This window comes from Pseudomonas sp. R32, from assembly GCF_009866705.1.
In the GTDB taxonomy this organism is placed as follows: Bacteria; Pseudomonadota; Gammaproteobacteria; order Pseudomonadales; family Pseudomonadaceae; genus Aquipseudomonas; species Aquipseudomonas donghuensis.
The window spans coordinates 2366190-2393108 of sequence record NZ_CP019396.1 but is presented as its reverse complement, the minus strand read 5'-3'; the positions used below and the strand labels follow the sequence as shown (position 1 = coordinate 2393108).

The 26919-nt window shown below is 64.9% G+C and carries 24 protein-coding genes; 10 read left to right on the top strand and 14 right to left on the bottom strand.

Features of this window, described 5'->3' with window-relative positions; genetic code table 11:
- The first annotated feature begins 51 nt into the window (after positions 1-51).
- Positions 52-1260 (top strand): MFS transporter, encoded by a 1209-nt coding sequence (locus PspR32_RS11110; RefSeq protein ID WP_036995989.1) that lies wholly within the window; start codon positions 52-54, stop codon positions 1258-1260.
- Here PspR32_RS11110 and PspR32_RS11105 read toward each other — a convergent pair.
- The 7 genes from PspR32_RS11105 to PspR32_RS11075 all read right to left on the bottom strand — a co-directional run bounded on the left by PspR32_RS11105 (position 1224) and on the right by PspR32_RS11075 (position 7549).
- Positions 1224-2189 carry a Csu type fimbrial protein gene (locus PspR32_RS11105; protein ID WP_036995990.1) on the bottom strand — a complete coding sequence of 322 codons (966 nt, stop codon included), beginning with the start codon at positions 2187-2189 and terminating at the stop codon, positions 1224-1226. The two genes, PspR32_RS11110 and PspR32_RS11105, sit on opposite strands and share 37 nt — an antisense overlap.
- Positions 2186-4498: a fimbria/pilus outer membrane usher protein gene (locus PspR32_RS11100; protein ID WP_232531881.1), complete on the bottom strand. Its 2313-nt coding sequence runs from the start codon at positions 4496-4498 to the stop codon at positions 2186-2188. The genes PspR32_RS11105 and PspR32_RS11100 overlap by 4 nt, the downstream gene beginning before the upstream one ends.
- A gap of 73 nt (positions 4499-4571) precedes the next feature.
- Complete coding sequence (locus PspR32_RS11095) at positions 4572-5363, bottom strand: fimbrial biogenesis chaperone (RefSeq protein WP_159388476.1); 792 nt, start codon at positions 5361-5363, stop codon at positions 4572-4574.
- Positions 5364-5403: 40 nt separating this feature from the next.
- Positions 5404-5907, bottom strand: a complete 504-nt coding sequence (locus PspR32_RS11090) for a Csu type fimbrial protein (protein ID WP_051636784.1) — start codon at positions 5905-5907, stop codon at positions 5404-5406.
- A gap of 3 nt (positions 5908-5910) precedes the next feature.
- A complete protein-coding gene (locus tag PspR32_RS11085) occupies positions 5911-6444 on the bottom strand; it encodes a Csu type fimbrial protein (RefSeq protein WP_010221823.1) in 534 nt (177 codons plus the stop codon).
- 17 nt (positions 6445-6461) lie between these two features.
- Complete coding sequence (locus PspR32_RS11080; protein WP_036995994.1) at positions 6462-6989, bottom strand: Csu type fimbrial protein; 528 nt, start codon at positions 6987-6989, stop codon at positions 6462-6464.
- A gap of 32 nt (positions 6990-7021) precedes the next feature.
- Positions 7022-7549 carry a Csu type fimbrial protein gene (locus PspR32_RS11075; protein WP_026001231.1) on the bottom strand — a complete coding sequence of 176 codons (528 nt, stop codon included), beginning with the start codon at positions 7547-7549 and terminating at the stop codon, positions 7022-7024.
- A gap of 242 nt (positions 7550-7791) precedes the next feature.
- Between PspR32_RS11075 and zapE the strand changes: the two genes are divergently transcribed.
- The gene (gene zapE, locus PspR32_RS11070; RefSeq protein WP_026001230.1) at positions 7792-8889 is read left to right on the top strand and encodes a cell division protein ZapE; all 1098 of its coding nucleotides are present in this window, start codon (positions 7792-7794) and stop codon (positions 8887-8889) included.
- A 118-nt stretch (positions 8890-9007) separates the two neighbouring features.
- Here the strand turns inward: zapE and PspR32_RS11065 are convergent, their stop codons facing one another.
- On the bottom strand, positions 9008-10897 hold the full coding sequence (locus PspR32_RS11065; protein ID WP_159388474.1) for a propionyl-CoA synthetase: 1890 nt from the start codon (positions 10895-10897) through the stop codon (positions 9008-9010).
- A 141-nt stretch (positions 10898-11038) separates the two neighbouring features.
- On the opposite strand from PspR32_RS11065, the gene PspR32_RS11060 reads away from it, so the two are divergent.
- Entirely contained in the window at positions 11039-12328 is a 1290-nt protein-coding gene (locus tag PspR32_RS11060; protein ID WP_159388473.1) for a leucine-rich repeat-containing protein kinase family protein, read from the top strand.
- Between the two features lie 87 nt (positions 12329-12415).
- On the opposite strand, the gene PspR32_RS11055 is transcribed toward PspR32_RS11060, so the two are convergent.
- From PspR32_RS11055 to PspR32_RS11045, 3 genes are all read right to left on the bottom strand, one after another.
- A complete protein-coding gene (locus PspR32_RS11055; protein WP_010221816.1) occupies positions 12416-13123 on the bottom strand; it encodes a YebC/PmpR family DNA-binding transcriptional regulator in 708 nt (235 codons plus the stop codon).
- Between the two features lie 228 nt (positions 13124-13351).
- Positions 13352-14635 (bottom strand): Zn-dependent hydrolase, encoded by a 1284-nt coding sequence (locus PspR32_RS11050; protein ID WP_159388472.1) that lies wholly within the window; start codon positions 14633-14635, stop codon positions 13352-13354.
- Between the two features lie 45 nt (positions 14636-14680).
- Positions 14681-16168, bottom strand: a complete 1488-nt coding sequence (locus PspR32_RS11045; protein WP_159388471.1) for an NCS1 family nucleobase:cation symporter-1 — start codon at positions 16166-16168, stop codon at positions 14681-14683.
- Positions 16169-16499: 331 nt separating this feature from the next.
- On the opposite strand from PspR32_RS11045, the gene hydA reads away from it, so the two are divergent.
- From hydA to preA, 3 genes are all read left to right on the top strand, one after another.
- Positions 16500-17945: a dihydropyrimidinase gene (gene hydA, locus PspR32_RS11040; protein ID WP_010221813.1), complete on the top strand. Its 1446-nt coding sequence runs from the start codon at positions 16500-16502 to the stop codon at positions 17943-17945.
- A 112-nt stretch (positions 17946-18057) separates the two neighbouring features.
- A complete protein-coding gene (locus PspR32_RS11035; RefSeq protein WP_036995997.1) occupies positions 18058-19425 on the top strand; it encodes an NAD(P)-dependent oxidoreductase in 1368 nt (455 codons plus the stop codon).
- Positions 19426-20700, top strand: a complete 1275-nt coding sequence (gene preA, locus PspR32_RS11030) for an NAD-dependent dihydropyrimidine dehydrogenase subunit PreA (RefSeq protein WP_100782203.1) — start codon at positions 19426-19428, stop codon at positions 20698-20700.
- Between the two features lie 55 nt (positions 20701-20755).
- Here preA and PspR32_RS11025 read toward each other — a convergent pair whose 3' ends face one another.
- Positions 20756-21385: a LysE family translocator gene (locus PspR32_RS11025; protein WP_036995999.1), complete on the bottom strand. Its 630-nt coding sequence runs from the start codon at positions 21383-21385 to the stop codon at positions 20756-20758.
- Positions 21386-21509: 124 nt separating this feature from the next.
- Between PspR32_RS11025 and PspR32_RS11020 the strand changes: the two genes are divergently transcribed.
- A complete protein-coding gene (locus tag PspR32_RS11020; RefSeq protein ID WP_010221808.1) occupies positions 21510-21893 on the top strand; it encodes a DUF2784 domain-containing protein in 384 nt (127 codons plus the stop codon).
- Here the strand turns inward: PspR32_RS11020 and tam are convergent.
- Both tam and pdxR read right to left on the bottom strand, forming a co-directional pair.
- Positions 21890-22654 (bottom strand): trans-aconitate 2-methyltransferase, encoded by a 765-nt coding sequence (gene tam / locus PspR32_RS11015; RefSeq protein ID WP_036996000.1) that lies wholly within the window; start codon positions 22652-22654, stop codon positions 21890-21892. The two genes, PspR32_RS11020 and tam, sit on opposite strands and share 4 nt — an antisense overlap.
- Positions 22655-22717: 63 nt before the next feature.
- Entirely contained in the window at positions 22718-24172 is a 1455-nt protein-coding gene (gene pdxR, locus PspR32_RS11010) for a MocR-like pyridoxine biosynthesis transcription factor PdxR (RefSeq protein WP_159388470.1), read from the bottom strand.
- Between the two features lie 90 nt (positions 24173-24262).
- Between pdxR and PspR32_RS11005 the strand changes: the two genes are divergently transcribed.
- The 3 genes from PspR32_RS11005 (at position 24263) to PspR32_RS10995 (ending at position 26887) form a co-directional block, all read left to right on the top strand.
- A complete protein-coding gene (locus PspR32_RS11005; protein ID WP_159388469.1) occupies positions 24263-25474 on the top strand; it encodes a multidrug effflux MFS transporter in 1212 nt (403 codons plus the stop codon).
- 34 nt (positions 25475-25508) lie between these two features.
- Positions 25509-25988 (top strand): GNAT family N-acetyltransferase, encoded by a 480-nt coding sequence (locus tag PspR32_RS11000; RefSeq protein WP_010221804.1) that lies wholly within the window; start codon positions 25509-25511, stop codon positions 25986-25988.
- Between the two features lie 77 nt (positions 25989-26065).
- Complete coding sequence (locus tag PspR32_RS10995; protein WP_036996006.1) at positions 26066-26887, top strand: WG repeat-containing protein; 822 nt, start codon at positions 26066-26068, stop codon at positions 26885-26887.
- Positions 26888-26919: the final 32 nt, after the last annotated feature.

Sequence of the window (26919 nt, the reverse complement as noted above, 5' to 3'; positions counted from 1 at the left end):
TTTATCTAGCGTACAACTGGTTTCATTATGCAACCAGAAGGATTGAACCCCATGCAGCCCGCACATCGATTGTCGTCCGCCGTCGTCTTGCTGTTTTCCGTGGCCTGCGCTTTGGCGGTGGGCAATGTCTATTACGCGCAACCCTTGCTGGAAGCCATGGCCCGGGAATTTGCCATCGACCCGGGCCTGGTCGGCCTGGTGGTGACCCTGACCCAGGTCGGCTATGGCCTGGGCCTGTTGCTGCTGGTGCCGCTGGGCGATCGTCTCAACCGGCGGCGGCTGATTGTCGGCCAGTCACTGCTGTCGGCCCTGGCCTTGCTGCTGATTGCCTGGGCACCGAGTACCCCCTGGCTGCTGCTCGGCATGGGCTTGAGCGGCTTGCTGGCAGTGGTCACGCAAGTGTTGGTGGCCTATGCCGCCACGCTGTCGGCGGCCAGCGAACGCGGCCAGGTGGTGGGGGTGATCACCAGCGGTATCGTGATCGGCATCCTCCTCGCCCGCACCTTGTCCGGGGCCATGGCCGACCTGGCCGGCTGGCGCTCGATCTACTGGCTGTCGGCGGCCCTGACGCTGGTGATCGCCGCGTTGCTCTGGCGCGTGCTGCCGCGCCAGGAACCGGCGCAGGCGCCCACCCGCTACAGCGAACTGATCCGCTCATTGGCGCTGCTGTTGCGCGATGAGCCGCTGCTGCGCCGACGCTCGCTGCTGGCCCTGCTCAGCTTCGCCTCGGCGATGGTCTTGTGGACGCCACTGGTGCTGCCCTTGAGCGCCCCGCCACTGTCGTTATCGACCAGTGAAGTCGGCCTGTTCGGCCTGGCTGGAGCGGCCGGCGCACTGGCCGCGGCACGGGCCGGAGCGCTGGTGGATCGTGGCCTGGGCCAATGGGTCAGTGGCGGCTCGTTGCTGTTGATGCTGGCGTCCTGGGCGGCCATCGCCCTGACCGGCTACTCATTGTGGGCGCTGCTGCTCGGCGTGGTGCTGTTCGACCTGGGCCTGCAGGCCGTGCACGTCGCCAGCCAGAGCCTGATCTACCGCTTGCCCGAAGCCACCCACAGCCGCCTGACTGCCGCCTACATGCTGTTCTATTCAGTGGGCAGTGCCTTCGGCGCGCTGACCTCGACCCTGGTCTACGCCTGGGGCGGCTGGCTGTGGGTGTGTGCCTACGGCGCCCTGCTCAACGCCCTGGCCCTGGGTTACTGGTGGCTGACTGAAGGGGCGCGGGCTCAAAACTGCACGTCGAGTATCACGTTGTCCAGGTAGGTACCGGCTGGGGGGGTGCTCTGGTCGGTGTAGACCTTGGCGTTGTAGTTGAACACCTGGCTGCCGGTACCGGTGCCCGCGCCGGGATTGATGTCGGCATCGGTGCTGGCCCGACGGGCAGTGGTAACGCTGCCCCAGCGCACGCTGCCGGCGCTCTTGAAGATGTCATAGGCGAGGTAATTGTTGGCCGCCGATTTCATCCGCCGCCGCCCGGCGGAAACGTTCTGGCCGTCGTCCAGGCCCACGCTGTAGTTGCTGCCCTTGGTGCAGGAGACGTTGACGTTGCTGTTGACCGTGCTGAAGCCGCCGACCACCGGCGCACTGCCGAAGCTGATATTGGGGCTGGTGATCTGGCAGTCATTGGTCACGGTCAGGCTCACGGTCAGGTTGGTGGTGCCGGTGAGGTTTTGCCGGCCCAGGCAGATACTGCCCACGCCCAGGCCCCAGCAGTAACTGATGTCCCAGTACACCGAGAAGGTTTCCTGATAGAAACCGGCGGCGACGTTGCTGCCGGTCAGGCTCTTGAGGTAGATCGGCACCGCCTTGGGTGTGGTGCCGTTGAGCAGGCCGAGGGCATCGATGATGCCGTTGCGGGCAAAATCGTAGGGCAGGCTGCGGGCGATCGGGAAGTTGCTGGTGTTGTTGGCGTACAGGGTATAGGTGATCACATCGCCGGAGGGCCCCAGCAAGCCGGTACTGCCTGCAGGCGGGGTGAAGGTGGCATAGAAATGATCGTCGCTGGCCAGCAGGCTCGCCAGGGAACCTGTGCATTGCAGCCCGGCATTGAGGGTCGAAGCCGACTGTACGGTGGTGCGCACCAGGGTCGAGCTGACGCTGCCAAAGCTTGCCGGCGCGGTATCGACCACCGAGCACAGCGCCTGCACCTGCTGGCTGAGCAATAACGCCAGCAGCGCGAGCAGGCGCTTCATTGGCACACCAGCGGGCCGATCAGCGGCACCTGGTCCTGCTCGGGCGCCAGCGTGAACTGCACCCGGCAACTGCCGCCATTGGCAATCTGCACCTGCAGGCTGTTGTCCGCAGCCAGCCCCTCCAGATACACCAGCCCGTCCCAACCGACCACCGCCAGCGCCCCGCTCTGCTCGTGGCGCACCTGGCTGCCCAAGGGCAGTTCCTGGTGGTGGCCATCGACCAGGACGATGCTCGCCGCCACCACCCGTTGCAGGGGGAACTCCAGCAGGTAGCCGCTGCCACGACGCACGGCCACGCGCTGCTCGACCTCAGGGGTCTGGACATTGGCCGGCAGTTCCATGGGGTCGATCTCGTACTTGGCCCGGTAGTAGGCGCTGCTCCAGGGCACCAGCAGGTGGCCGTTGCGGTCGGTGCGACCGACCAGCTGGTTCTCGTAACGCACCGGTACGTCGGCAAAGCCTTCGGTACTGACCACCACAAAGGCATCGTCGATGCGGTTGGCGGCGAACACCCCGGCGTCCATCCACACCAGCGACCCGCTGGCATCGGCCCAGCGGGTCATGCTGGCGCTGCTGCCATAGGCGCCGGCCTGCAGTTGCACGGACTGCAGACGCCAGGTGACGTCGGCCTGGCGATAGGCTTCGCGGTCGCCATCGGCGTAACCGAGGTTGAAACCGACCCCGCCTTCGCTGGGCACCGCGCGGCTGTAATTGACCCGTTGCTGGCGCTCGCCGTCCTTGTTGCGCTCGACGCTGAAGCTCAGGGTGCCACGCAGGTCGAACGGGACCACCAGTTGCGCCTGCAGCGCCCACTGGCTGTCACCGATTTCACGGTTGGCCGACAGGTACAGGCTGCTATTGCCCCACAGTGGCTTGCTCCAGCTGAGGTTGAGCAAGCGGGTCCGCGAGTTGTCGCCGGCACGTACATCAAAGTAGCCGGCACCGAGGCTACCGTACCGCTCCAGGTTAAGGCTCAAGGTCACCTGCTCGCTGCGCTGGCTCAGGCGCGTGTAGGGGCTGTCGACCAGCGACAGGTCGGCGTAGTCGCCCCGCCGTTGCAGGCGCTGGTAGTTAAAGCCCAGGCGCTGGCTGTTGTACTGGTAGCCGAAGCTCAGCTGCTCGCCGCTGCGGCTGTCGAAACGGCTTTGGCTCAGGGCCGTGTTGACCACGCCCCAGTTGCCCACCTGCCAGTTGCCGCCCAGCCCGCCGAGGGCCAGGGACTCGGCCGCCTCGGCGTGGCTTTCGAGGGTGAAGCTGTCGCTCAGGCCATAGCGCAGGCTGGCGGCGGCAACCCCCGGGCCGTAGGCAAAGTCGCGAATCGCGTAATCCCGGCGCAGGCTACCGGCAGCGACCGAGAAATCCGCCAGGCCCTTCTGCAACAAGCTGCTGGTGACATAGAACGGCAAGGTGGTCGATACCTGGCGGCCCAGGGCATCGGTGGTCACCACCACGGCCTCACCGGCGCCATTGATGAACGGCACATTGGTCAGGGTGTAAGGGCCCGGTTGCAGCTCGGCGCTGGAGCTCTTGTAGCCGTTGATGAACAGGTCCACCGAGGACGGCACCGCCGCTTCACCGGCAAAGGCCGGCAACGGGTAGGTGACCAGGTCCGGGCGTACGGCAAAATCACGCGACAGTTGCAGGCCGCCCAGGCGCACCGAGCCGGTCCAGGGCAAGGCGCCACTGATCACGTCGCCGACCTCCAGGGTCAGCAGGCGCGCTTCGTCGGTATAGCGCCAAGTGGTGTCGTAGCGGCGAAAACCTTCCTGGCTGGCGGCGTAATCGTTGCCACCCAGGGACTGGCGCCACTGGCCGGTGGTCGACAGCGTGCCCCAGCTGTCGAACAGGCGCAGCTCGTTCCAGGCCGCGAGATAGCGACCACCGTCGTCGGTGTCGTTGAGGTACAGGTCATAGTTGAGCAATGCACCGAAACTACTGCGTGCTTCGCTGGCCGGATACAACTGACGGCTGCCGATGCGCTGGGTCGGCAGCCAGTTGGCCGGCACCTGCAAGAGCAGGCGCTGGCCCTGGCTGTCGTAGTCGGTATGCAGCCCGGGGATGCTGTCCAGGGCCACTTCGGCGCCGTACTCGCCAGGCAGTTCGATACCGGCCGCGTGCAAATCGGCCGTGGCCATGTACAGGCGCCCGGCGCGCTGCTGCACCGCTACCAGCTCAGGGCTGCTCATCTGGTTGACCAGCAGTTCCAGGAACAACGGCGCATCGGCAACCGCTTCGAGGCTGGCCGGCGGCGGCAGGTCGCCGGCCAGCAGCGAGCCACAAACCAGCACGGTCAGGCCACAGGCCTGCAGCGCCGAAAAGAGCCTCACACACCGTATCCGACCATTACCGGGTCCTCCCTGGCCCCTTGCTGCTAGCAGTGGCTCATTGGCTCTGACTCAAGGTTTGTGCCGGCTCCTGGCCATTGACCCGGCCCTTGAGCACCGAGGCGGCGCTCATCGTCTGCGGCGCCGGCCAGCGCATGACCGCGCCGGGCAGCACATAGCCGAGCAGGCCCTCGACCAGCGGCCGGTTCTGGCCGCCCTGCTGCAGCACCACATCGGTCAGGCGTGCGTGCACCGGCCCGCTGTTGCGGATTTCCACATAGGGCTTGCCCTGCACCGACACCTGGCGCCAGCTCAGCGCCGGCTTGCCCACCCCGCTGTCGCCGCGCGGGCCGCTGGCGTCCGGCTTGCCCCACAGTCCCTCGCCATAGACAAACAGCGGCACCGAGTAACGCATCTGAAAGCGGATCGCGGCCTGGGCCTTGTCGGCGCTGGCCACCGCCGGCAAGGCCGGGGGAATTTCATCGATGATGATGCGGTAGGCCTGCTCCTGGCCGACCGGCGAGTTGCCGGTGCGGGTCAGGCGGATCAACTGCTTTTGCCCGGGGGCGATATTGGCCACCGGCGGGCTGCCGATGATCTCGCGCTGGGCCTGGTACTGATCGTCGAACTCGCCCTGGCGCCAGGCGAACACCCGGACCTGCAGGTTGGCCGGTGCGTCGCCGCGGTTTTCCAACCACAGCGCCCCGGCTTTCTGATTGGCCTCCAGCACTGGATCGATCGGCCAGATCAGTACCGAAGTGGCGGCCTGCAACGGTGCACTGCCCAACAGGGCAACCGCGCAAGCCAAGAGGTTGTAACCCAAGCGCGAACTGCCAGCGCCTACTCCCATGCACACACTCCTTATTGTCCAAGTCATTCAGCGGCGCGGCTCAAAAGGTCAGCACCACCTGCACCACATCGGTATAGCTGCCGGCCGGCAGAGTGCCGGTCAACTGGGCCCGGGCGTAAACCGGCAAGCTGATGGCCGCAGGGTCGCTGTAGCTCACCGCCACGCTCTGGTTGATGCCCAGGCTCTGGCTGAAGCCGGCATCGCGAAACAGTTGATAGGCCACCAGCGAGGTACCGCTGCTGCGTTTGAGGTTGCGCGTGCCACTGGCGCTGTTTAATCCGGCATCGACGCTCATGCTCAGGCTTACCCCCGGCGTGCATTGCAGGGTCACCGTCGTTCCGCCCAGGGCGGTGCTCACGCTGCTGGTCGACAGCGCCGAATAACTGCCGAAATCCAGGCTGCCGTAGTTGCTCACCGCGCCCACCACCAGGCAACCGGAGGCCACCGTGGCACTGACCTGAAAGGTGCTGGTGGTGACCGCCGCCAACGGCAACGGCAGGCTGCCGGCGACCAGGGCCAGCAGCGCCGGCAAGACGCGGTGCACGGCTCAGAAACTCAACTCGACCGCCACCGTGTCGGTGTACACCCCGGCCGGCAGGCCCGCCTTGCCTTTGGCCAGGCCATAAAGGTTGACCGTCTGCGCCGCACCGGTACTGGTCGGCAGCGTGATGGTGTCGTCGATAGCCAGCAGTTGGCTATGCCCTGAATCGGTGTAGAAGTCATAGGGCACGTAGTTGCCGACGCCGTCGTAAAGCGCCCGGCTACCGCCGGCTGACTGGCTGTCATGAGCACCGGCGCGCACCTTGATCACCGGCACCGTACCGCTGGAGCAGAGGATGCTCATGGCGCCACCGCCACCGCCGAGCACTTGCCCGGGGGCATCCGTGAACAGCGCTTCCTGGGTGCCGAAGTTCAGCGTACCGAAGTTCAGGCCGCTGGCACCGCCACCACCGTTGACCTGGCAACTGGCGATCAGCGTCAGGGTGGCGGTGATGTTGCCGGTTACTGTGGCCGCCTGGGCCTGAGCAGCGAGCGCCAGGCCTATGCCTGCGAAAATCAAGCGAGAGAGGTTCAGATGCATGAGTCACTCCTTGCATGCTACCAATCCAGGGTCACCATCAGGGTGTCACGGTAAATGCCGGCCGGCAGCGCCTTGGGATGGGCGACTACTGCACCATAGATCGGAATCGGAATCTGTGCGGCGCTGCTGACCGAAAAATTGCGGGTCTGGCCGATGGCGTAACGGGCCCGGCCTGAAGGGTCGGCGGACAGCTCATAGGGAATCAGCTCGCGGCCGTTGCTCAGCCTTCGCGTGGCACCATCGCCGTTGGTACCGCCGTTGATGCTTACGGTGAAAGCCCGTACCTGCGGGTTACAGCGCACGTGCAGGCTGCCGTCACCGGTGCTGTTTTCGATGCCGGAGTGCAACGGGCTGGTCCAGCTCGGGGCCTGGCGGCCAAAGTCCAGCACACCGCCACCCGGGGTTTGCAGGGCGCCGGGGCCAGCGCTGATCTGGCAGGCGCTGCTGATCACCAGCTGGGCCTGGATATGCCCGCTCATGGCCGCAAAGGCATCATGGCTGATCAACAGCAGTGGGCCAACACTCAACAGCAATACCCGTTTCATCCTGCCAGTTCCTTTAGCAAGCGCCGCCCCGGCTACCAGGTGACGGTGACTTTGAGCAGATCCGAATAACGCCCCACCACCGGTACGTAGGCCAAACGGTCGATACGCGCATACAACGGCAGCGCCACCGAGCCCGAGTCGGGCACCCGGGCGTGCTGGACGACATTGACCGGCAGCGGCATGCGCCAGGCCGGGTCCTGATACAAACGGTAGGGGATGGGTCGGGCTGTCGGCTGGTTGCTGGCCAGGTAACGCACCTCGCCGACGCCACCGTGCTGACCGCCATCGACCTGTACCTGATAGGCGGTGTCGGGGTTGCATTCCAGGCGTGGTGCACGCACGGCAACCAGTTGGCTGCTGAGCGGGCCGGCCGGGTCGTCCAGCCGCGCGGTGCGGCCGAAGTCGAGCACGCCCAGGGCCTGGGCGCCGGCATCACGGGGCTGGTGAATGAGTACACAGCCGCGCTGCACCTGCACTTTGACTTCAACCATGAAATCGACGGCGCCTGCCGTGCTGGCTGAGAGCAACGCGAGCAGCGTTGTCAAAGAGCGTCCCTTCACCGTGTCATCCTTCAATGCAGGATTTATCTGACCTTGAGGGTAGCAGTGAAGGAAAAACCTGCCAGTTCGCAAAGAAATGTATAAGCCGCGTACAAGATTTCTCTGTAGGAGCGAGCTTGCCCCGCGATAGACATCGCCACCTATCCCCTGTCGAGATCACTGGCCGCCTTCAGTCATATTGGTTAAATTGGCCGCCCTCGCTCAAGCTGGCCCTTGAGTCCCATCGCCCCGAGGAGCCCGGTTTGCCTGCCCTGCCCCCTTCCTGGATACGTTCGCCCTTGCGCGCCTTGCGCCGCTTGAGCACGCCCGCGGCTGATGACCGCGCCCTGGCGGAGACCGTTCGTCAGCATTTTCGCACCCAGGCCACAGCCTGCGGCTACACCCTGAGCGCCGGCCAACTGCGCGTCATCGAACATATGGCCGCCCAGGCGGCACAACTTGAAACTGGCCAGGCGCGCAGCCTGTACCTGTATGGCGCGGTCGGGCGCGGCAAGAGCTGGCTGCTCGACGGTTTCTTCCAGGCCCTGCCCCAGGCCCACAAGCGCCGCCTGCACTTTCATGACTTCTTCGCCCGCCTGCATCAGGGCATGTTTGACCATCGCCATCAGGACGATGCCCTGGCCTGCACCCTGGATGAACTGCTCGAAGACTGCCAGGTGCTGTGTTTCGACGAGTTCCATGTGCACGACATTGGCGATGCCATGCTCATCACCCGGCTGTTTCAGGCCTTGTTCGCGCGGCGGATATTTTTGCTGGTGACCTCCAACCACGCACCGCAAGGCCTGCTGCCCAACCCGCTCTATCACCAACGTTTCGAGCCGGTGATCGGCCTGATCAACCGCCGTATGCACGTGCTTGAAGTGGGCGGCGAGCAGGACTTTCGTCGCCTGCCCAGCGCTGCTGGCCAGCAGCGTTTTACCCAGGGTCATTACCTGTGGCCGGGCAGCCGCGAACAGCGCCAGGCCTTGCAGTTGCCTGAGCCGGGTGACGCGCCGGTTTTGCTGGAGGTAGGCAAGCGCACGCTGCGCGCACACCTGAGCGAGCAGCGCACGGTGGGCTTTGACTTTGTCGAACTCTGCGAACAGCCCACGGCGGTGATCGACTACCTGGAACTGGCCCGGCATTTTGATCACTGGATCATCGAGCGCTTGCCAAACCTTGAAGACTGCTCGATCGCCGCCCAGCAGCGCTTCGTCAACCTGGTGGATGTGCTGTACGACCAGGACAAGCACCTGGTGCTGATCGGTAGCCGACCGCTGGCCGACAGCCTCGGCGGCAGCGCCAGCGACCTGGCCCGCACCCGTAGTCGGTTGGGGCAGTTGCGCCAGGCTGGCTGCTGAGACCTGAACTACGAGCGCTTCGCGCTCGATCGCCGGCAATGCCGGCTCCCACAGGATTGGCAGTGCTCTCAAGGTTGGTGCAAGACCTGTGGGAGCTGGCTTGCCAGCGATGAGGCCACTACCCCACCCGCGCCAAGCTCGCCAACACCGCCTCGATCTCCACCAGCACCGCCGGATCATCCAGGGTCGAGGGCGGTGTATACGGCTGCTGATCGGCGATCTTGCGCAGCACCGCGCGCAAGATCTTGCCCGAGCGGGTCTTGGGCAGGCGCTTGACCACCCGTACCTGGTTGAAGCACGCCAGGGCGCCAATCTGCTCGCGCACGCTGGCCACCAGTTCGCTCTGCATCTGCGCCTGCGGGATGTCCTGGCCGTCCTTGAGCACCACCAGCGCCAGCGGCACCTGGCCCTTGATCTCGTCGTGCACGCCGATCACCGCACACTCGGCCACGGCCGGGTGGCGGGCGACCAGGTCTTCCATCTCGCCGGTGGACAGGCGATGGCCGGAGACGTTGATGACGTCGTCGGTGCGCCCCATGATGTAGACGAAACCGTCTTCATCCAGGTAACCGCCGTCGCCGGTGTGGTAATAGCCAGGGTAGGTCTTCAGGTAGGCATCCAGGTAACGCTGGTGATCGCCCCACAAGGTCTGGCTGCAACCGGGCGGCAACGGCAAGGCAATGACGATCGAGCCTTGCTGGTTGGCGCCCAGCAGGTGGCCATCCTCGTCGAGCACCCGCACGTGATAACCCGGCACCGCACGGTTGCTCGAACCCGGCCGCGCCGCACTGCCTTCAAGGCCCACGCAGGGCGCGGTCACCGGCCAGCCGGTCTCGGTCTGCCACCAGTGATCGTGCACGGTCTTGCCGCTGGTTGCCTCCAGCCATTGATGGGTACTGGAATCGAGCTTCTCACCGGCCAGGAACAACTGCCGCAGGGAGCTCAGGTCATAGCGGCGCAGCAGTTCGCCGTCGGGGTCTTCCTTGCGGATCGCGCGCATGGCGGTGGGCGCGCAGAACAGGCCGTTGACCCGGTACTGCTCGACCACCCGCCAATAGGCACCGGCGTCCGGCGTGCGGATCGGCTTGCCTTCGTAGAACACCGTGGTACAGCCGTTCATCAACGGCCCGTAGACGATCAGCGAATGGCCGACTACCCAGCCAACATCGGAAATCCCCCACCACACGTCCCCCGCCTGCATGCCATAGATGTGGCGCATGGCAAAGCTCAGGGCCACGGCGTTGCCGCCGTTTTCCCGGACAATCCCCTTGGGTTTGCCGGTGGTGCCGGAGGTGTACATGATGTACAGCGGGTCGGCGGCGGCCAGCTCCACCGGCGCCACCGGGCTGGCCGTGGCCACGGCTTCGAGCCAGTCCAGGTCGCGGCCCTCGACCAGTGCTGCCGTGGCTTGCGGACGTTGCAGCACCAGCACCTGACGCGGCTGGTGCTTGGCCAGTTGCAAGGCACGATCCACCAGCGGCTTGTACTCGATGACCCGGTCGAACTCCAGCCCGCACGAGGCAGTCAGCAGCAGCTTGGGGCGGGCATCGTCGATGCGCAGGGCCAGCTCGTTGGCGGCAAAGCCGCCGAATACCACCGAATGCACCGCGCCGATACGCGCGCAGGCGAGCATGGCCATGGCCGCCTGCGGCACCATGGGCATGTAGATGATCACCCCATCGCCCTTCTCTACACCCAGGCTGTGCAACAGCCCGGCCAGGCGCGCCACCTCGTCGCGCAGCTGGTTGTAGCTGAACTGCTGCTGGCTGCCGGTCACCGGCGAGTCGTAGATCAGCGCAGTCTGCTCGCCACGGCCTTGCTCGATCTGATGATCAAGGGCCAGGTAGCAGCTGTTGAGCCGGCCGTCGGCAAACCACTGGTGGGTGCCGTCGGCGTTTTCAACAAGGGTGTGCAGGGGCTTGCGGTACCAGGCCAGGTGGTCAGCCTGTTCGGCCCAGAAGCTGGCTGGATCGGCGATGGAGCGGGCGTAGCTGTGCTGATAAGTCATCGAATGAAAACCCTGAACTTGTTGTTATTAATAAAGGGCGAGCTTCGAGTATGGACCGCAGCGGCCAGTCTGCCATGGGACTAAAGTCGCATCTTGCCGGTATGATGGGCGCCGTTTATTTTTGAGCCTGCCACGCCCCCCATGCATACCCTTGAAGACCTCAAAGCCGGCCGTCTGGCGGGCATTACCCGCCTCGACCTGGCCTGCGGGCTGGAACAGTTCCCGCGGGAAATTTTCGACCTGGCCGACAGCCTGCAGGTGCTCAACCTGACCGGTAACCGCCTCAGCGACTTGCCCGAGGACCTGGGCCGCCTGGGCAAGCTCAAGGTGCTGTTCTGCTCGCAAAACCGCTTTCGCCACCTGCCCGAAAGCATCGGCCAGTGCCAGACGCTGGAGATGGTCGGGTTCAAGAGCAACCAGATCGAGCAGGTCAGCGGCGCCGCTCTGCCCCCGCGTTTGCGGGCGCTGGTGCTTACCGATAACCGTATCGAACGCTTGCCCGAGGCATTGGGCGATTGCCCGGACCTGCAAAAGCTGATGCTGGCCGGTAACCGCCTGCGAGCGCTGCCAGCCAGCCTGGCGCGCTGCACCCAGCTGGAACTGCTGCGCCTGTCCGCCAACCAGTTGCCAGCCCTGCCCGAATGGCTGCTGCAGATGCCGCGCCTGGCCTGGCTGGCCTATGCCGGCAACCCCATGGCGGCGGGTTACTGCACGCCGCAAGACCCTGGCCATTGCAACATCATTGACTGGCAGCAGATCACCCTTGAACAGGTCGTGGGCCAGGGCGCTTCCGGTGTCATCCATCAAGCCCGCTGGCAACACCAAGAAGCGCCGGTGGCGGTCAAGGTGTACAAGGGCGAGATGACCAGCGACGGCTTGCCGCTCAACGAGATGAGCGCCTGCATAGCTGCTGGCGACCACCCGCAACTGGTACGCCTGGCCGGACGCATCGACAACCACCCCCAGCACCTGCCGGCGCTGGTGATGCAGCTGATCGAGCCGAGCTGGTTCAACCTCGCCGGGCCGCCAAGCCTGGATTCCTGCACACGGGATACATACCCGCCACGGCGCTTGAGCCTGGCTTGCGTGCGGCGCCTGGCCGGCGCCATTGCTGGCGTGGGCGCGCACCTGCATGGGCACGGGATTACCCATGGCGATCTGTATGCGCACAATGTGCTGTGCGATGAGGAAGGCGATTGCTTGCTGGGGGATTTCGGCGCGGCGTCGTTTCATCCGCTTGATAGCAGTGTGGCAGCCGCCGCGTTGCAGCGGATCGAGGTGTTGGCGTTTGGGGTTTTGCTAGGGGAGTTGCTGGCGTGTTGCGAGGGGGATTGCGAGGCGTTGAAGGCACTGCAGCGGGATTGTGTGCAGCCTGAGGTGATGCGCCGGCCAAGCTTCGACGAGGCCTGTCAGCAGCTTCGCGGCGTCTGAATCGCTGGCAAGCCAGCTCCCACAGGTCCGGTGCATGCTGTACCTGTGGGAGCTGGCTTGCCAGCGATAGGGCCCTGAAGGCTTACATCAACCCGCCAGACCTACATAAACGTTCTGCACGTCATCGTTATCGTCAATCGCCTGCAGGAAGGCTTCAACCTCGGCCATCTGTTCGTCGTTCAAACTGCTGACCGGGTTTTTCGGGGTGTAGCCGATTTTCGCCGAAACCACAGTGAAACCCTGACCCGGCAGGGCTTTCTGCACGGCATCCAGATCGGTGGTGTCGGTGATGAACAGGGTCGCGCCCTCTTCTTCGCCTTCGGCAAAATCCTGGGCACCGGCTTCGATGGCGGCCATTTCCGGGTCAGCGTCAGGACTGTTCGGCGTGGCCTCGATCAGGCCGACGTGGTTGAAGTCCCAGGCCACCGAGCCAGAGGCGCCCAACTGGCCCTTGCGGAACAGCACGCGGATCTGCGCCACGGTGCGGTTGACGTTGTCGGTCAGGCACTCGACGATCAGCGGCACCTGATGCGGAGCAAAGCCTTCATAGGTCACAGCGGTGTACTGCACCGCATCGCCATCCAGGCCGGCACCCTTGCGGATCGCGCGCTCCAGGGTCTCGCGGGTCATCGAGGCCTTTTTGGCTTGCTCGATGGCCAGGCGCAGGCGCGGGTTCATGTCCGGGTCGGCGCCGGACTTGGCGGCGATCTGGATCTCCTTGGACAGCTTGCCCATGATCTTGCCTTTGGCGTTGGCTGCTTCTTCTCTATGCTTGGCTTTCCACTGTGCGCCCATCTCGACTCTCTTGATTCAGGTGCCGGTTCAGGTAGCGACCGGCCAAAGTGGGGAGCAGTTTATACGCTCTGCAAGCCATCGACAAAAAAACCCGTCAGCCCTTGTCTGCCTTGCATGCGGCGGATGGCTGGCTCTGAACCGCGGCGCGGCCATCGCTGGCAAGCCAGCTCCCACAGTGGCTCCTGCTTTCCCTGTGGGAGCTGGCTTGCCAGCGATGGGGCCTTGAGCTCAAGCCGCTTCCCTGCCCCGCGCCAGCGCCTGGGCCGCTGCCAGCATCGAGCGCAACAGCACCGCGCAACCATCGGCCAGGTCTTCAGGCGCGGCATTCTCAATCTCGTTGTGGCTGATCCCGCCCTCGCACGGTACAAAGATCATCCCCGCCGGCCCCAGTTCAGCGACAAAGATCGCATCATGCCCGGCGCCACTGACGATATCCATGTGCGACAGCCCCAGGCCCTTGGCCGCGCTGCGCACCGCCTCCACGCAACCCTCGTCGAAATACAGCGGCGGGAAATCCGCCGTCGGCGTCAGGCTGTGGGTCAGCCCATGCTGCTGACAGGTGCTGCTGATCACACCCTTGACCTGGGCAATCATCGAATCCAGCCGCGCCGGCTCCAGGTGACGGAAATCCAGGGTCATGCGCACCTCGCCAGGGATCACGTTGCGCGAGCCCGGATAGGCCTGCAGGCAACCGACCGTGCCGCAGGCGTGGGGCTGGTGCTCCAGGGCCACGCGGTTGACCGCCGCCACCACCGCGCTGGCGCCAACCAGGGCATCCTTGCGCAGGTGCATCGGCGTGGGCCCGGCGTGGGCCTCGACGCCGCGCAGGGTCAGGTCGAACCACTTCTGCCCGAGGGCCCCCAGCACCACGCCGATGGTCTTGTGCTGGTCTTCCAGGATCGGCCCCTGCTCGATATGCGCCTCGAAGTAAGCGCCCACCGGATGCCCGCTGACCGGCCGTGGCCCGGCATAGCCAATGGCGTTGAGCGCCTCGCCAACGCTGATGCCTTCTGCATCGGTCTTGGCCAGGGTTTCGGCCAGGGTGAATTTCTCGGCAAACACCCCCGAACCCATCATGCACGGAGCAAAGCGCGAGCCCTCCTCGTTGGTCCACACCACCACCTCCAGCGGCGCTTCGGTTTCCACCTTGAGGTCATTGAGAGTGCGCAGCACTTCAAGCCCGGCCAGCACGCCAAAGCAGCCGTCGAACTTGCCACCTGTCGGCTGAGTGTCGATATGACTACCGGTCATCACGGGCGGCAGTTGCGGGTTGCGTCCCGGGCGGCGGGCGAAGATGTTGCCAACGCCGTCAATGGTGACGGTACAACCGGCCTCCTCGGTCCATTTGACGAACAGGTCGCGGGCCTGGCGATCAAGGTCGGTCAGGGCCAGGCGGCAAACCCCGCCCTTGACCGTGGCGCCAAGCCGGGCCAGGTCCATCAGCGACTGCCACAAACGTTCGCCGTTGATATGCCGTTGGGTCGATTGCAGAACATCCTGAGCGGTTTGCATGTGCTTCTCCTGCATCACGTGCCTGGCCTCTGCGGGCCATAGGCGCTACACGGTGGGTTTGAGGTTGGTCGCGCGGGCTGCCCTGAGGCTGCCGAGGGCGTAGTAGATCAGCCCGCCCAATGCGGAGCCGGTGAACCAGCCAAAGTCGTAGAACCAGCTGAAAGCGGTGCTGTGCAGCGACAACAGGGTCAGCACCACCGGTACGCCGAAGGCGATGAAGCCGGCGGCATTCCAGGCCGGATAGACGTCGTCGCGGTACAGGCCGGCGAGGTCCAGGGTCTGTTTGCGGATGATGAAGTAGTCCACCACCATGATCCCGGCAATCGGCCCGAGCAAGCTGGAATAGCCCAGCAACCAGTTGGAATAGAGGCTTTCCAGGCTCACCTCGCTGACGATCCAGCCAAGCTTTTTCAACAGCTCATGGCCCATCAGCAACAGCCCCACCAGCCCGGTGAGCAGCACCGCGGTGATACGCCCGATCCATTTGGGCGCCAGGTTCTGGAAGTCGTTGGTTGGCGAGACGATGTTCGCCGCCGTGTTGGTCGACAGTGTGGCGATGATGATCAGGGCCATGGCCAGTGCGACCCACAGCGGGCTCTGGATATGCCCGATCAGGCTGACCGGGTCGGACACGGTTTCGCCGACCAGCGAGGTCGAGGCAGCCGTCAGCACCACCCCCAGGGCGGCGAACAGGAACATGGTCAGCGGCAGGCCGAAGATCTGCCCGAGAATCTGGTCTTTCTGGCTTTTGGCATAGCGGCTGAAGTCAGGAATGTTCAACGACAGCGTGGCCCAGAAACCGACCATGGCGGTCAGCCCGGCAAAAAAGTAGCCATACACGCTGGCGCCCTCGAGGCGCTTGGGCGGCTGGGCCATCAGCTCGCTGATCGACACATTGGGCAAGGCCCACACCAGCAGCCCGGCGCCCACCAGCACCAGCAACGGCGCCGACAGGGTCTCCAGCCATTTGATCGACTCAGCGCCACGCAGCACCACCCACAGGTTAAGGCACCAGAACAGCATGAAGCCGATCACCTCGCCGGTGCCGCCCAGCGCCTTCCAGTCCGCCGACAGCGAACCAAGAAACAGGTGGATGGCCAGGCCGCCGAACATCGTCTGGATACCGAACCAGCCACAAGCCACCAGGGCGCGAATCAGGCACGGCACGTTGGAACCGAGGATGCCGAAGGACGAGCGCAGCAGCACCGGAAAGGGAATGCCGTACTTGGTGCCGGGAAAGGCATTCAAGGTCAGCGGAATCAATACCACGGTGTTGGCCAGCAGGATCGCCAGCAGTGCCTCGCCCACCGTCAGCCCGAAATAGGCGGTGAGCACGCCGCCGAGGGTATAGGTCGGCACGCAGATCGACATGCCGACCCACAGCGCGGTGATGTGCCATTTGTTCCAGGTGCGCTCGTGCACCTTGGTCGGGGCGATGTCGTGGTTGTACCGGGGGCTGTCGAGGACGTCGCTGCCGGCGTCGAGTTCATACAAGCCGTCGCGTTCGCTCACCTGCGATCTGGTCTGCTGCATGGCCGCTCCACTGTTGTTGTGTTTTTGGGAGTTGGTTGCATTGCACTGGCATGTGGGCAATCACGGCTGCCCATGAGAAATCTTGACCATTTCCACAACCTGTCAAGAACGACAGGACCACTGGTCGTTTTTCTTGAGCCCGAAATAGTTCATATAACCCTTGTAAATCAGCCATTTAACCTAGTGATAGGCCTATAAACTAATTATTTGCCCTATCCAAAATCGCCGACTAGATTCAATTCCTGACAGCTATGACAGGTTTTCGCCTACGCTGAAAAAAGTACAAAACCTAGAACCGGTAACAACCGGTCAAGCCTGCGAGGAGCATCTGATGACGCTTATGATTCGTGGCGCCACCCTGATTACCCATGAAGAAAGCTACCGTGCCGATGTGTTGTGTGCCGACGGCGTGATCAAGGCCATCGGCAGTGACCTTGAGGTCCCGGCCGGCTGTGAAGTGCTCGACGGCAGCGGCCAGTACCTGATGCCCGGCGGCATCGACCCGCACACCCACATGCAACTGCCCTTCATGGGCACCGTGGCCAGCGAGGACTTCTACAGCGGCACCGCTGCGGGCCTGGCCGGCGGCACCACCTCGATCATCGACTTTGTCATCCCCAACCCGCAGCAATCGCTGCTCGAAGCCTTTCACCAGTGGCGTGGCTGGGCCGAGAAATCGGCCAGCGACTACGGCTTTCACGTCGCCGTGACCTGGTGGAGCGAGCAGGTGCGCGAGGAGATGGGCGAGCTGGTGAGCCTGCACGGGGTCAACAGCTTCAAGCACTTCATGGCCTACAAGAACGCGATCATGGCCGCCGACGACACCCTGGTCGCCAGCTTCGAGCGCTGCCTGGAGCTGGGCGCGGTACCCACCGTGCACGCCGAGAACGGCGAACTGGTCTATCACCTGCAGCGCAAGCTGCTGGCCCAGGGCATAACGGGCCCGGAAGCGCACCCCCTGTCACGTCCCTCGCAGGTTGAAGGTGAAGCCGCCAGCCGCGCCATTCGCATCGCCGAGACCCTGGGCACGCCGCTGTACCTGGTGCATGTCTCGACCCGTGAAGCCCTGGATGAGATCACCTACGCGCGCAACAAGGGCCTGCAGGTCTACGGCGAAGTACTGGCCGGCCACCTGTTGCTGGACGACAGTGTCTACCGCCACCCCGACTGGCAAACCGCTGCCGGCTACGTCATGAGCCCGCCGTTCCGTCCGCGCCAGGACGGCCATCAAGAAGCACTGTGGCACGGCCTGCAATCGGGCAACCTGCACACCACCGCCACCGACCACTGCTGCTTCTGCGCCGAACAGAAAGCCGCCGGTCGCGACGACTTCAGCCGCATCCCCAACGGTACCGCCGGCATCGAGGACCGCATGGCAGTGCTCTGGGACGAAGGGGTCAACAGCGGCAAGTTGTCGATGCAGGACTTCGTCGCCCTGACCTCGACCAACACCGCGAAGATCTTCAACCTGTTCCCGCGCAAGGGCGCCCTGCGCGTCGGCGCCGATGCCGACCTGGTGCTGTGGGACCCGCAAGGCACGCGGACCATCTCAGCCGCCACGCACCATCAACAGGTGGACTTCAACATCTTCGAAGGCAAGACCGTGCGTGGCATCCCCAGCCACACCATCAGCCAGGGCAAGCTGGTCTGGGCCAACGGCGACCTGCGCGCCGAGCGTGGTGCCGGGCGCTACATCGAACGGCCGGCGTACCCGGCGGTGTTCGATCTGCTCAGCAAGCGGGCCGAGCATTCAAGGCCGGTTGCCGTGAAGCGCTGAAGAGCATCGCTGGCAAGCCAGCTCCCACAGACGCCGCCGAACCTGTGGGAGCTGGCTTGCCAGCGATGGAAGGCAAAGCCTTCCCCAAAAAATAAAAAAAGAGGAACCCACCGTGATCGACTCCCTCAACCACCTGCCCCGACCGACCCAGAACAACGCCACCCTCGCCGAGCACTTCAGCGACCTGGCACCGCCCCTGACCGCCCGCCAGGCCGCCCTCGAAGCTTCCCGTTGCCTGTACTGCTACGACGCCCCCTGCGTCAATGCCTGCCCCAGCGAGATCGACATCCCCTCGTTCATCCGCAACATCCACCAGGAGAACGTCCAGGGCGCGGCGCAGAAAATCCTCTCGGCCAATATCCTCGGCGGCAGCTGCGCGCGTGTCTGCCCCACCGAGATCCTCTGCCAGCAGGCCTGCGTGCGCAACAACCACCAGGAATGCGCGCCGGTGCTGATCGGCTTGCTACAGCGCTATGCCGTGGACCATGCCGACTTTGCCCAGCACCCGTTCCAGCGCGCCGCCAGCACCGGCAAGCGCATTGCCGTGGTCGGCGCCGGCCCGGCGGGGCTGTCCTGCGCCCACCGGCTGGCCTGGCACGGCCACGACGTGGTGATTTTCGAAGCCCGGGAAAAAGCCGGCGGCCTCAATGAATACGGGATCGCCAAGTACAAGCTGGTGGACGACTTCGCCCAGCGCGAGGTGGATTTCGTCCTGCAGATCGGCGGCATCGAGATCCGCCACGGCCAGGTACTGGGTGACAACCTCAGCCTGGCCGAGCTGCAACAGCAGTTCGACGCGGTGTTCCTCGGCCTTGGCCTGAATGCCGTGCGCCAGCTGGGCCTGGCCAACGAGGCTGCGCCGGGCATGCTCGCCGCTACCGCGTACATCCGTGAACTGCGCCAGGCCGATGACCTCACCACCCTGCCCGTCGCCGACCGCTGCATCGTCCTCGGCGCCGGCAACACCGCCATCGACATGGCCGTGCAGATGGCTCGCCTCGGTGCCCGCGACGTCAACCTGGTGTACCGCCGCGGCGTAGAGGACATGGGCGCGACCGCGCACGAGCAACACATCGCCAAGGAAAACCAGGTACGCCTGCTGACCTGGGCCCAGCCTGAGGAAGTATTGCTCGACGATCAGGGTCGGGTGCGCGGCATGCGTTTTGCCCGCACGCACATGAGCGATGGCCGCCTGCAGCCAACCGGGGAAACCTTCGAACTGGCCGCCGATGCGATCTTCAAAGCCATCGGCCAAACCTTCGATGACTGCGCCCTGGGTGACAGCAGCGGGCAACAGCTTGCTCGCGACGGCGAGCGTATTCGCGTCGACCAACAGCTGCGCACCAGCCTGCCCGGCGTGTATGCCGGCGGCGACTGCACCCAGCTCGGCCAGGACCTCACCGTCCAGGCCGTGCAGCACGGCAAGCTGGCCGCCGAGGCCATGCATGCGCACCTGATGCTCAATGTGGAGGCTGCATAAATGGCTGACCTGTCGATCGAATTCGCCGGCATCAAGGCGCCCAACCCGTTCTGGCTGGCCTCCGCGCCGCCTACCGACAAGGCCTACAACGTGGTCCGCGCCTACCAGGCCGGCTGGGGTGGCGTGGTCTGGAAAACCCTCGGCGAAGACCCGGCCGCGGTCAACGTCTCGTCGCGCTACTCGGCGCACTACGGGGTCAACCGCGAGGTCATGGGCATCAACAACATCGAGCTGATCACCGACCGCTCGCTGGAAATCAATCTGCGCGAAATCACCCAGGTGAAGAAGGACTGGCCCGACCGCGCGCTGATCGTGTCGTTGATGGTGCCCTGCGTCGAAGCCTCCTGGAAAGCCATCCTGCCGCTGGTCGAGGCCACCGGCGCCGACGGCATCGAGCTGAACTTCGGCTGCCCCCACGGCATGCCCGAACGCGGCATGGGCGCGGCGGTCGGCCAGGTGCCGGAGTACGTCGAACAGGTCACCCGCTGGTGCAAGACGCACGGTTCGCTGCCGGTGATCGTCAAGCTGACACCGAACATCACCGACATCCGCCAATCGGCCCGCGCCGCCCATCGCGGCGGTGCCGACGCGGTGTCGCTGATCAACACCATCAACTCGATCACCAGCGTCGACCTCGAACGCATGGTCGCCCATCCCATCGTCGGCGACATGAGCACCCACGGCGGCTACTGCGGCTCGGCGGTCAAGCCGATCGCCCTGAACATGGTCGCCGAAATTGCCCGCGACCCGGCCACTCATGGCCTGCCGATCTGTGGCATTGGCGGTATCGGCAGCTGGCGCGATGCCGCCGAATTCGTCGCCCTCGGCTGCGGCGCGGTGCAGGTGTGCACGGCGGCGATGCTGCATGGTTTTCGCATCGTCGACGAGATGAAGGACGGCCTCTCGCGCTGGATGGACAGCCAGGGCTACCGCAGCCTCCAGGAGTTCCAGGGGCGCGCCGTGGGCCACACCACCGACTGGAAGTACCTGGACATCAACTACCAGGTAGTGGCCAAGATCAACCAGCAGGCGTGCATCAACTGCGGCCGCTGCCACATCGCCTGCGAAGACACCTCGCACCAGGCCATCGCCAACCTCAAGCAGGCCGACGGCAGCCACCGTTACGAGGTGATCGACGCCGAATGCGTGGGCTGCAACCTGTGCCAGATCACCTGCCCGGTGCAGGACTGCATCGAGATGGTCCCGCAGGACACCGGCAAGCCGTTCCTCGACTGGCAGCATGACCCGCGCAACCCCTATCGCGAAGCGTCCTGAGGCCGAGGTAAAAACAACGAGGGAGGATCATTGATCCTCCCTCGTTGGCTTTCGCTCAGCGCAAATCACTGCGCCGGTACAGGCTCAAGCCCACCGCCAGCGCCGCCAGCATGCCGGCGCAACTGCGGTTGATCCACTGCATGGTGCGCGCCGAAAAGCGCCGCATGGCGTGCCGCCCGCCATAGGCGTAAACGGCCATCATCAGCCCGTCGATCGCCGCGCTGGTGATCGCCAGCACCAGGTACTGCTCGGCCACCGGTTGCTCGGGGCGAATGAACTGCGGCAGGAACGCCGAGAAGAACAGCAAGCCCTTGGGGTTGGACAAGCCGACCAACAATGCCCGCAAAAAGGCCGAACGCCCCGTGGCGCCAGCGCTCACCGTGCTACGTTGCAAGGCCCCGCTCGGCGCCCGCCAGAGCACCCAGGCCAGGTACAGCAGGTACACCGCGCCCACCCACTTGACCACACTGAACAGCTGCTCCGAAGCCTGCAGCAACGCCCCCAGGCCGCAGCCCACCGCCGCAATCAACAGCAGGTCGGAGAGCATCGCCCCGGCCATGCCGAAACCGGCCACGCGCATGCCGTGGGACGCGCCATTGTTCAGGGCCAGAAGCATCGCCGGGCCGGGGGTGATCATCACCGCGCTGGCGGCGATAACGTAGAGCAGCAGGGTCGAGGCTTGCATGGCAGGCTCCGTGGACAGAAAGGCCCAAGCATGCCTTGGCCAAGCGGATCATGGCAATCGTAGCGGCCCGCGAATGCCTATATCATGGTGGCTAGAGGAACATATCCACGAGGAAGGAATCGTCATGCTGTACCGCCTGGGCGCCGATGGTCTGGTGCTGTTTCACCTGTTGTTCATCCTGTTCGTGCTGTTTGGCGGTTTGCTGGTACTCAAATGGCGCGGTGCGATGTGGTGGCACTTACCGGCGGTGTGCTGGGGGACCGCCGTGGAGTTCTTTCACCTCACCTGCCCGCTCACCGAATGGGAAAACCGCCTGCGCCAGGCCTCGGGCCTGGCCGGTTACGAAGGCGGTTTCATCGAGCATTACATCTGGCCGATCATCTACCCGGCCGGGCTGACGCCGGGCATCCAGCTGGTGCTCGGCTCGGTGGTGGTACTGGTCAACGGCCTGGTCTACCTGCGCGTCCTGCGCCAATGGCAAGCGCGGCGCCAGCAGCGCATCGCCTAGCGTGTGGCGACGATAAACAGGCGCGGGAACGGTAACAACACCGTGCCATCCGCTGCAGGCGGATAAGCCTGCTCCATGGCCTGCAGGTAGTACTGTAGAAAGTCTGCCTGCTCCTGCGCATCCAGCGCCGCCAGATACGGCCGCAGCGCCGAGCCCTTGAACCACTCCACCACCGCCGGCGCACCACCCGCCAGCGGGTGGTAGTAGGTGGTGCGCCAGACATCGACCCGCCGGCAATGGGGGCTGAGCACATCGTAGTAGTAGGCAGCGGTGTGCCGTGGCGGCAGCTTCAGGTCAGCGACCTTGCTGGCCCACGCGCCACGCCTTGCGATCTCGCGAATCTGCCGATGGGCCGGCTCGTCGAGGTTGTCCGGGGTCTGGATGGCCAGGCTGCCACCGGCCACCAGCTGGCGCACCAGGTGCGGGTACAGCTGGGCATGGTCGGGCAACCACTGCAGCGAGGCGTTGGCGAGGATCACATCGACGCCCTGTTCGGCGCTCCAGCTGCCGATATCACCCACGTCGAACGCCAGCTGCGGCAAGCGCTGGCGGGCGGCGGCGATCATGTCTGCAGAGCTGTCCAGGCCGGTGACCTGCGCCTCGGGGTAGCGCCTGGCAAGCACTTGCGTGGAGTTGCCCGGGCCGCAGCCCAGGTCCACGGCGCTGGCCACCGCCTGGTTGGGCAGCGCCGCCACCAGGTCGCGCACCGGGCGCGTGCGTTCGTTCTCGAAAGTGCTGTACTGCGCGGCGGACCAGGTCATCGCAGGTTCCTTGAGTGGCCTTGGGAATTCGAGCGTGGCCCTAGCATGCCGGTTACCCGCCGATTAGGAAACCTCATGCAGCAGCGCCGCGAGCTTGCGCCCGGCAAAACGCAGCTGCGCCGCTGTCAGGGCGGTGAAGCCAATCATCACCGCCGGTCTCAGTTGCACCTGCTGGCAGAAGCTGCCGATCCGCTGTAGCTGCAAGCCTTGACTGGCCGCGCGCTGGCAAAAGTCCTGCTCATCCGTCCCCTCTGGCAACCACAGGACAAAGTGCAAACCGGCTTGCTGCCCGCTGACCTCATAACCGCTCGGCGCCTGCTCGGCCAGGCACTCGAGCAACAGATCACGGCGTTGCTGATAAGCCTGGCGCGCCTGCCTCAGGTAGCGCACGAAGCTGCCATTGGCCATGTACTCGGCCAGGCCCAGTTGCTCGGTGACCCCAACCGCGCCACCGGTACCCTGCAGGGTGGCCAGCAACGGCTCGCGCAGGCTGGCCGGCACCAGCATGAACCCTACGCGCAGGCCGGCGAACAGGGTCTTGTTGAAGCTGCCGCAGTAGATCACCCGGTCGCTGTGATCCAGGGCCTTGAGCGCCGGCAGCGGCGCATTGTTGTAGTTGAACTCGCTGTCGTAGTCGTCTTCGACGATCCAGGCGTCGGCACGCTTGGCCCAGTCCAGCAACATCAACCGTCGCGACACCGACAGGGTCACGCCCAGCGGCGACTGGTGCGCGGGGGTCACGCAGGCCAGGCGGGCATCAAGGTGGCGCTCGAGCAGCTGGTCATCGATACCCTCGGCCGTCACCGGCACTGCGACCACCTGCGCCCCGGCCCGCTCGAACAGCGACCTGGCGGTGCGGTAGCCGGGGTCTTCGACGCAAGCCTTGTCGCCTGGGCAGATCACGCTGCGCGCCACGAGGTCGATGCACTGGCGAATGCCGCTGGTGACGATCAGGTCCTGGGCATTACAGCGTATGCCGCGATAGCTGCGCAGGTAGTTTGCAATCCGTTCGCGCAGGGCCGGCAGGCCGGCCGGGTCTGGCGAACTGAGCAAGGCTGTCGGCGCGCAGGCCAAGGCCCTGCCCAGGGCCTGGGACCAGGCCTTGACCGGGAACAGTGCCGGGTCGGCCAGGCGCGCGACAAACGGCACCCCCACCTGCACACCGGTAAGGCGCGAGGCTGTCGGCTCGCTGACCGGCTGCTGCGCCAGCGCCAGTGGCGGGCCGCTGCCGGCAGCGATGAACAGGTCAGGAACGACCGCGCAGACCCGCGTGCCGGAGCCGGCCACCCGGCTGACATAGCCTTCATCGCGCAAGCGCTCGAACACCAGCTCCAGGGTGCCGCGCGACAACTGCCAGCGCTCGGCCAGGGTTCGCGTCGAGGGCAAGCGGGTGCCGGCCGGCAGGCGCTTGTCGAGTATTGCATCGCGCAAGGCGGCATAAGCGCCTTGCTGCTTACCCTGGGCCAATGCCGGTGGCAGCGGTAGATCGAGGGCGATGGCGGCTTTGCCGGTGCGCATAGTGGTCCAATCAAATTAGCTCTTAATGGCGCTGCCGATTAAACCACATTGGCCGTTAAGGTCGGCGCATCGACAACAAGGAAATGTTCCATGCGCACCACCCCCTCGCCCGGCCCACGAACCTGGTTGCTGTTGCTGCTGATGATTGTCTGCCTGCCGCGGGTGGCCCTGGATATCTACCTGCCCGCCCTGCCCGACATCGCCACGGCCCTGCACGCCAGCGACGCCCAGTTGCAACTGACGCTGACCCTGTACATGGTCGGCTACGCCCTGAGCATGCTGATCAGCGGCCCACTGTGCGACCGTTTTGGCCGCCGCCCGTTGTTGCTGCTCGGCGGCACTATTTACCTGGTGGCGAGCCTGGCCTGCAGCCTGGCCAGCAGCGTCGAGGTGATGATTGCCGCGCGCCTGTTGCAGGCCCTGGGCGGTTGTTGCGGGGCCGTCATCGGCCGGGTGATGGTGCGTGACCACTTCGACCGCCAGCAACAGGGCCACCTGCTCGGTTACCTGTCCATGGGCATGGCGCTGGCGCCAATGATCGCGCCACTGCTGGGCAGCCTCATCGAAACCACCCTTGGCTGGCGCTGGATTTTCCTGCTGCTGAGCCTCAGCGCCGCCCTGAGCCTGCTGCTGATCGCCCTGCGCCTGCCGGAAACCCGCCCGCCGCACGCCGCCGGACAGCGCCACGAGCCGGTGCTGAAGGTTTACCTGCGGCTGCTCGGCGACGGCTACTTCATGCGCTATTCACTGGCGATTGCCTGCGTCTATTGCACCTATTTCCCGTTCATCGCCGAGTCCTCGACCCTGCTGCAACGCAGCCTGGGCCTGAGTTCGCTGCAGTACGCCGCGGTCTTCGCCGTCACCGTCGGCGGCTACCTGGCCGGCTCGCAGCTGTTTCGCCGGCGCAGTGGGCGCTACAGCGCCGATGCCTTGCTCGGCCAGGCCATGTTCCTCAACCTGGGTGGCGCGCTGCTGCTGATGCTCACCACCCGCCTGTGGCCCGAGGCATTGCTGGCGATCGTCCTGCCGATGCTGCTGATCATGCTTTCGGTGGGCCTGGCCATTCCGGCCTGCCAATGGGCGGTGCTGCACCCCTATGCGGCCATCGCCGGCAGCGCCTCGGGGTTGTTCTTCTTCATCCAGATGGCCTTCACCGCTCTGTGCAGCCTGGTCATCGGCCAGTTGTCCGATGGCAGTGCCGGGCCCTTGGCGGGCATGACCGCGCTGGCCAGCCTGGCCTTTGCCCTGGTGCTCAAGCGGTTACGCAGCGAAGCAATTACCCTCAAGGCCAGTTCCGGCTAACATGGGCGATTACCTCACTTGCCGGAAGCCTGCCATGAGCCTGACCATCCGCCCTGCCCGGCGCGACGACGCCGCCCAGATCCTTGCCTTCATCACTGAACTGGCCGACTACGAACGTGCCCGCCACGAGGTGATCGCTTCCGTGGCCGACATCGAGCGCACCCTGTTCGATGACGGCGCCAAGGCCCTGAGCCTGATCTGCGAGCGCGACGGCCAGGCCATCGGCTATGCGGTGTACTTCTACAGCTATTCGACCTGGCTGGGGCGCAACGGCATCTACCTCGAAGACCTGTACATCACCCCCGAGCAACGCGGTGGCGGCGCCGGCAAACAGCTGCTGCGCCATATTGCCATCGAAGCCTGCGAGAACGGCTGCGGGCGCCTGGAATGGAGCGTGCTGGACTGGAACGAGCCGGCCATCCAGTTCTACAAGTCCCTGGGTGCCCTGCCCCAGGATGAATGGGTCCGCTACCGCCTCGAAGGCGCCGGCCTTGAGGCCTTCGCCCGCGGTTGAGTGGCTGGGCAAGGCCGGCGCGATCGGCTAAGGTGCATGCCTTGCCCTACCCTCGCCTTGCCAAGGAATGCACTGAATTGAAGGCTTTATTTCGCGCCCTCCCGTCATTGTGCCTGGGCGCTGCCCTGGCAGCGTGCAGCACCACCCCCGCCGACCCGGTCAGTTTTAAGGAAAATGGCCTGTATGGCCTCAAAGACGCCAGCGGCAAGGTCATCGTTGCGCCGTCCATCGAGCTGCAACCGGTCTACCACGAAGGCATGGCAGCGGTTCGCATCAACAACCAATGGGGCTACATGGACCGCAAGGGGCAATTGGTCATCCCAGCCCTCTACAAGCGCCCCGGGCCATTCAGCGATGGCCTGGCAGGCGTCTGCCTGACGTCTTCCGCATGCGGCTACATCGATACCCGGGGCCGCACCGTGGTGCCCTTCGACTATGACTGGGTCGAGAGTTTCGATGAAGCCAAGGACGACCTGGCGGTGGTCGCCAAAGGCAACCTGTACGGCATGATCAACCGCAAGGGCAAGCAGGTGATCCCCCTGCGCTTCAGCTCGCGGCCCCTAACCCAGAAAGGCTATGTGCTGCTGAACGACAACGACAGCAAAAAAAGCGGCCTGATGAACACATCCGGCAAAGTGGTGCTGCCTTTCGAATACGACGGCATCGCCTACAATACCTGGGGCGGACGGCTGATCAACGACAACCTGCTGAGCGTGGCCAAGGAAGGTAAATGGGGGTTTGTCGACCTTAGCGGCAAGGTGGTGCTGCCCTATCTCTACGACAGACCCGGTTTTTTCCGTGACGGCCAGGCCATCGTCCAACGCGACGGCAAGCATTACCGGATCGACCGCCAGGGCAATGAAACGCCGTTGGAATACGAGCCGTTGAAGCTGCCCTGATAGCAGTTCCGCTGATTTGAGCCTGGTGCACA

What these genes read in the sequence shown, in the direction of transcription:
- PspR32_RS11045 (WP_159388471.1), bottom strand. Translation starts at nt 16,168, where the DNA reads ATGCAGCAGACCAGATCGCAGGTGAGCGAACGCGACGGCTTGTATGAA.
- PspR32_RS11080 (WP_036995994.1), bottom strand. Translation starts at nt 6,989, where the DNA reads ATGAAACGGGTATTGCTGTTGAGTGTTGGCCCACTGCTGTTGATCAGC.
- PspR32_RS11095 (WP_159388476.1), bottom strand. Translation starts at nt 5,363, where the DNA reads ATGGGAGTAGGCGCTGGCAGTTCGCGCTTGGGTTACAACCTCTTGGCT.
- tam (WP_036996000.1), bottom strand. Translation starts at nt 22,654, where the DNA reads ATGACCTGGTCCGCCGCGCAGTACAGCACTTTCGAGAACGAACGCACG.
- pdxR (WP_159388470.1), bottom strand. Translation starts at nt 24,172, where the DNA reads ATGCGCACCGGCAAAGCCGCCATCGCCCTCGATCTACCGCTGCCACCG.
- PspR32_RS11050 (WP_159388472.1), bottom strand. Translation starts at nt 14,635, where the DNA reads ATGCAAACCGCTCAGGATGTTCTGCAATCGACCCAACGGCATATCAAC.
- PspR32_RS11110 (WP_036995989.1), top strand. Translation starts at nt 52, where the DNA reads ATGCAGCCCGCACATCGATTGTCGTCCGCCGTCGTCTTGCTGTTTTCC.
- PspR32_RS11105 (WP_036995990.1), bottom strand. Translation starts at nt 2,189, where the DNA reads ATGAAGCGCCTGCTCGCGCTGCTGGCGTTATTGCTCAGCCAGCAGGTG.
- preA (WP_100782203.1), top strand. Translation starts at nt 19,426, where the DNA reads ATGGCTGACCTGTCGATCGAATTCGCCGGCATCAAGGCGCCCAACCCG.
- PspR32_RS11005 (WP_159388469.1), top strand. Translation starts at nt 24,263, where the DNA reads ATGCGCACCACCCCCTCGCCCGGCCCACGAACCTGGTTGCTGTTGCTG.
- PspR32_RS11085 (WP_010221823.1), bottom strand. Translation starts at nt 6,444, where the DNA reads ATGCATCTGAACCTCTCTCGCTTGATTTTCGCAGGCATAGGCCTGGCG.
- PspR32_RS11065 (WP_159388474.1), bottom strand. Translation starts at nt 10,897, where the DNA reads ATGACTTATCAGCACAGCTACGCCCGCTCCATCGCCGATCCAGCCAGC.
- PspR32_RS11060 (WP_159388473.1), top strand. Translation starts at nt 11,039, where the DNA reads ATGCATACCCTTGAAGACCTCAAAGCCGGCCGTCTGGCGGGCATTACC.
- PspR32_RS11055 (WP_010221816.1), bottom strand. Translation starts at nt 13,123, where the DNA reads ATGGGCGCACAGTGGAAAGCCAAGCATAGAGAAGAAGCAGCCAACGCC.
- PspR32_RS11000 (WP_010221804.1), top strand. Translation starts at nt 25,509, where the DNA reads ATGAGCCTGACCATCCGCCCTGCCCGGCGCGACGACGCCGCCCAGATC.
- hydA (WP_010221813.1), top strand. Translation starts at nt 16,500, where the DNA reads ATGACGCTTATGATTCGTGGCGCCACCCTGATTACCCATGAAGAAAGC.
- PspR32_RS11020 (WP_010221808.1), top strand. Translation starts at nt 21,510, where the DNA reads ATGCTGTACCGCCTGGGCGCCGATGGTCTGGTGCTGTTTCACCTGTTG.
- PspR32_RS11025 (WP_036995999.1), bottom strand. Translation starts at nt 21,385, where the DNA reads ATGCAAGCCTCGACCCTGCTGCTCTACGTTATCGCCGCCAGCGCGGTG.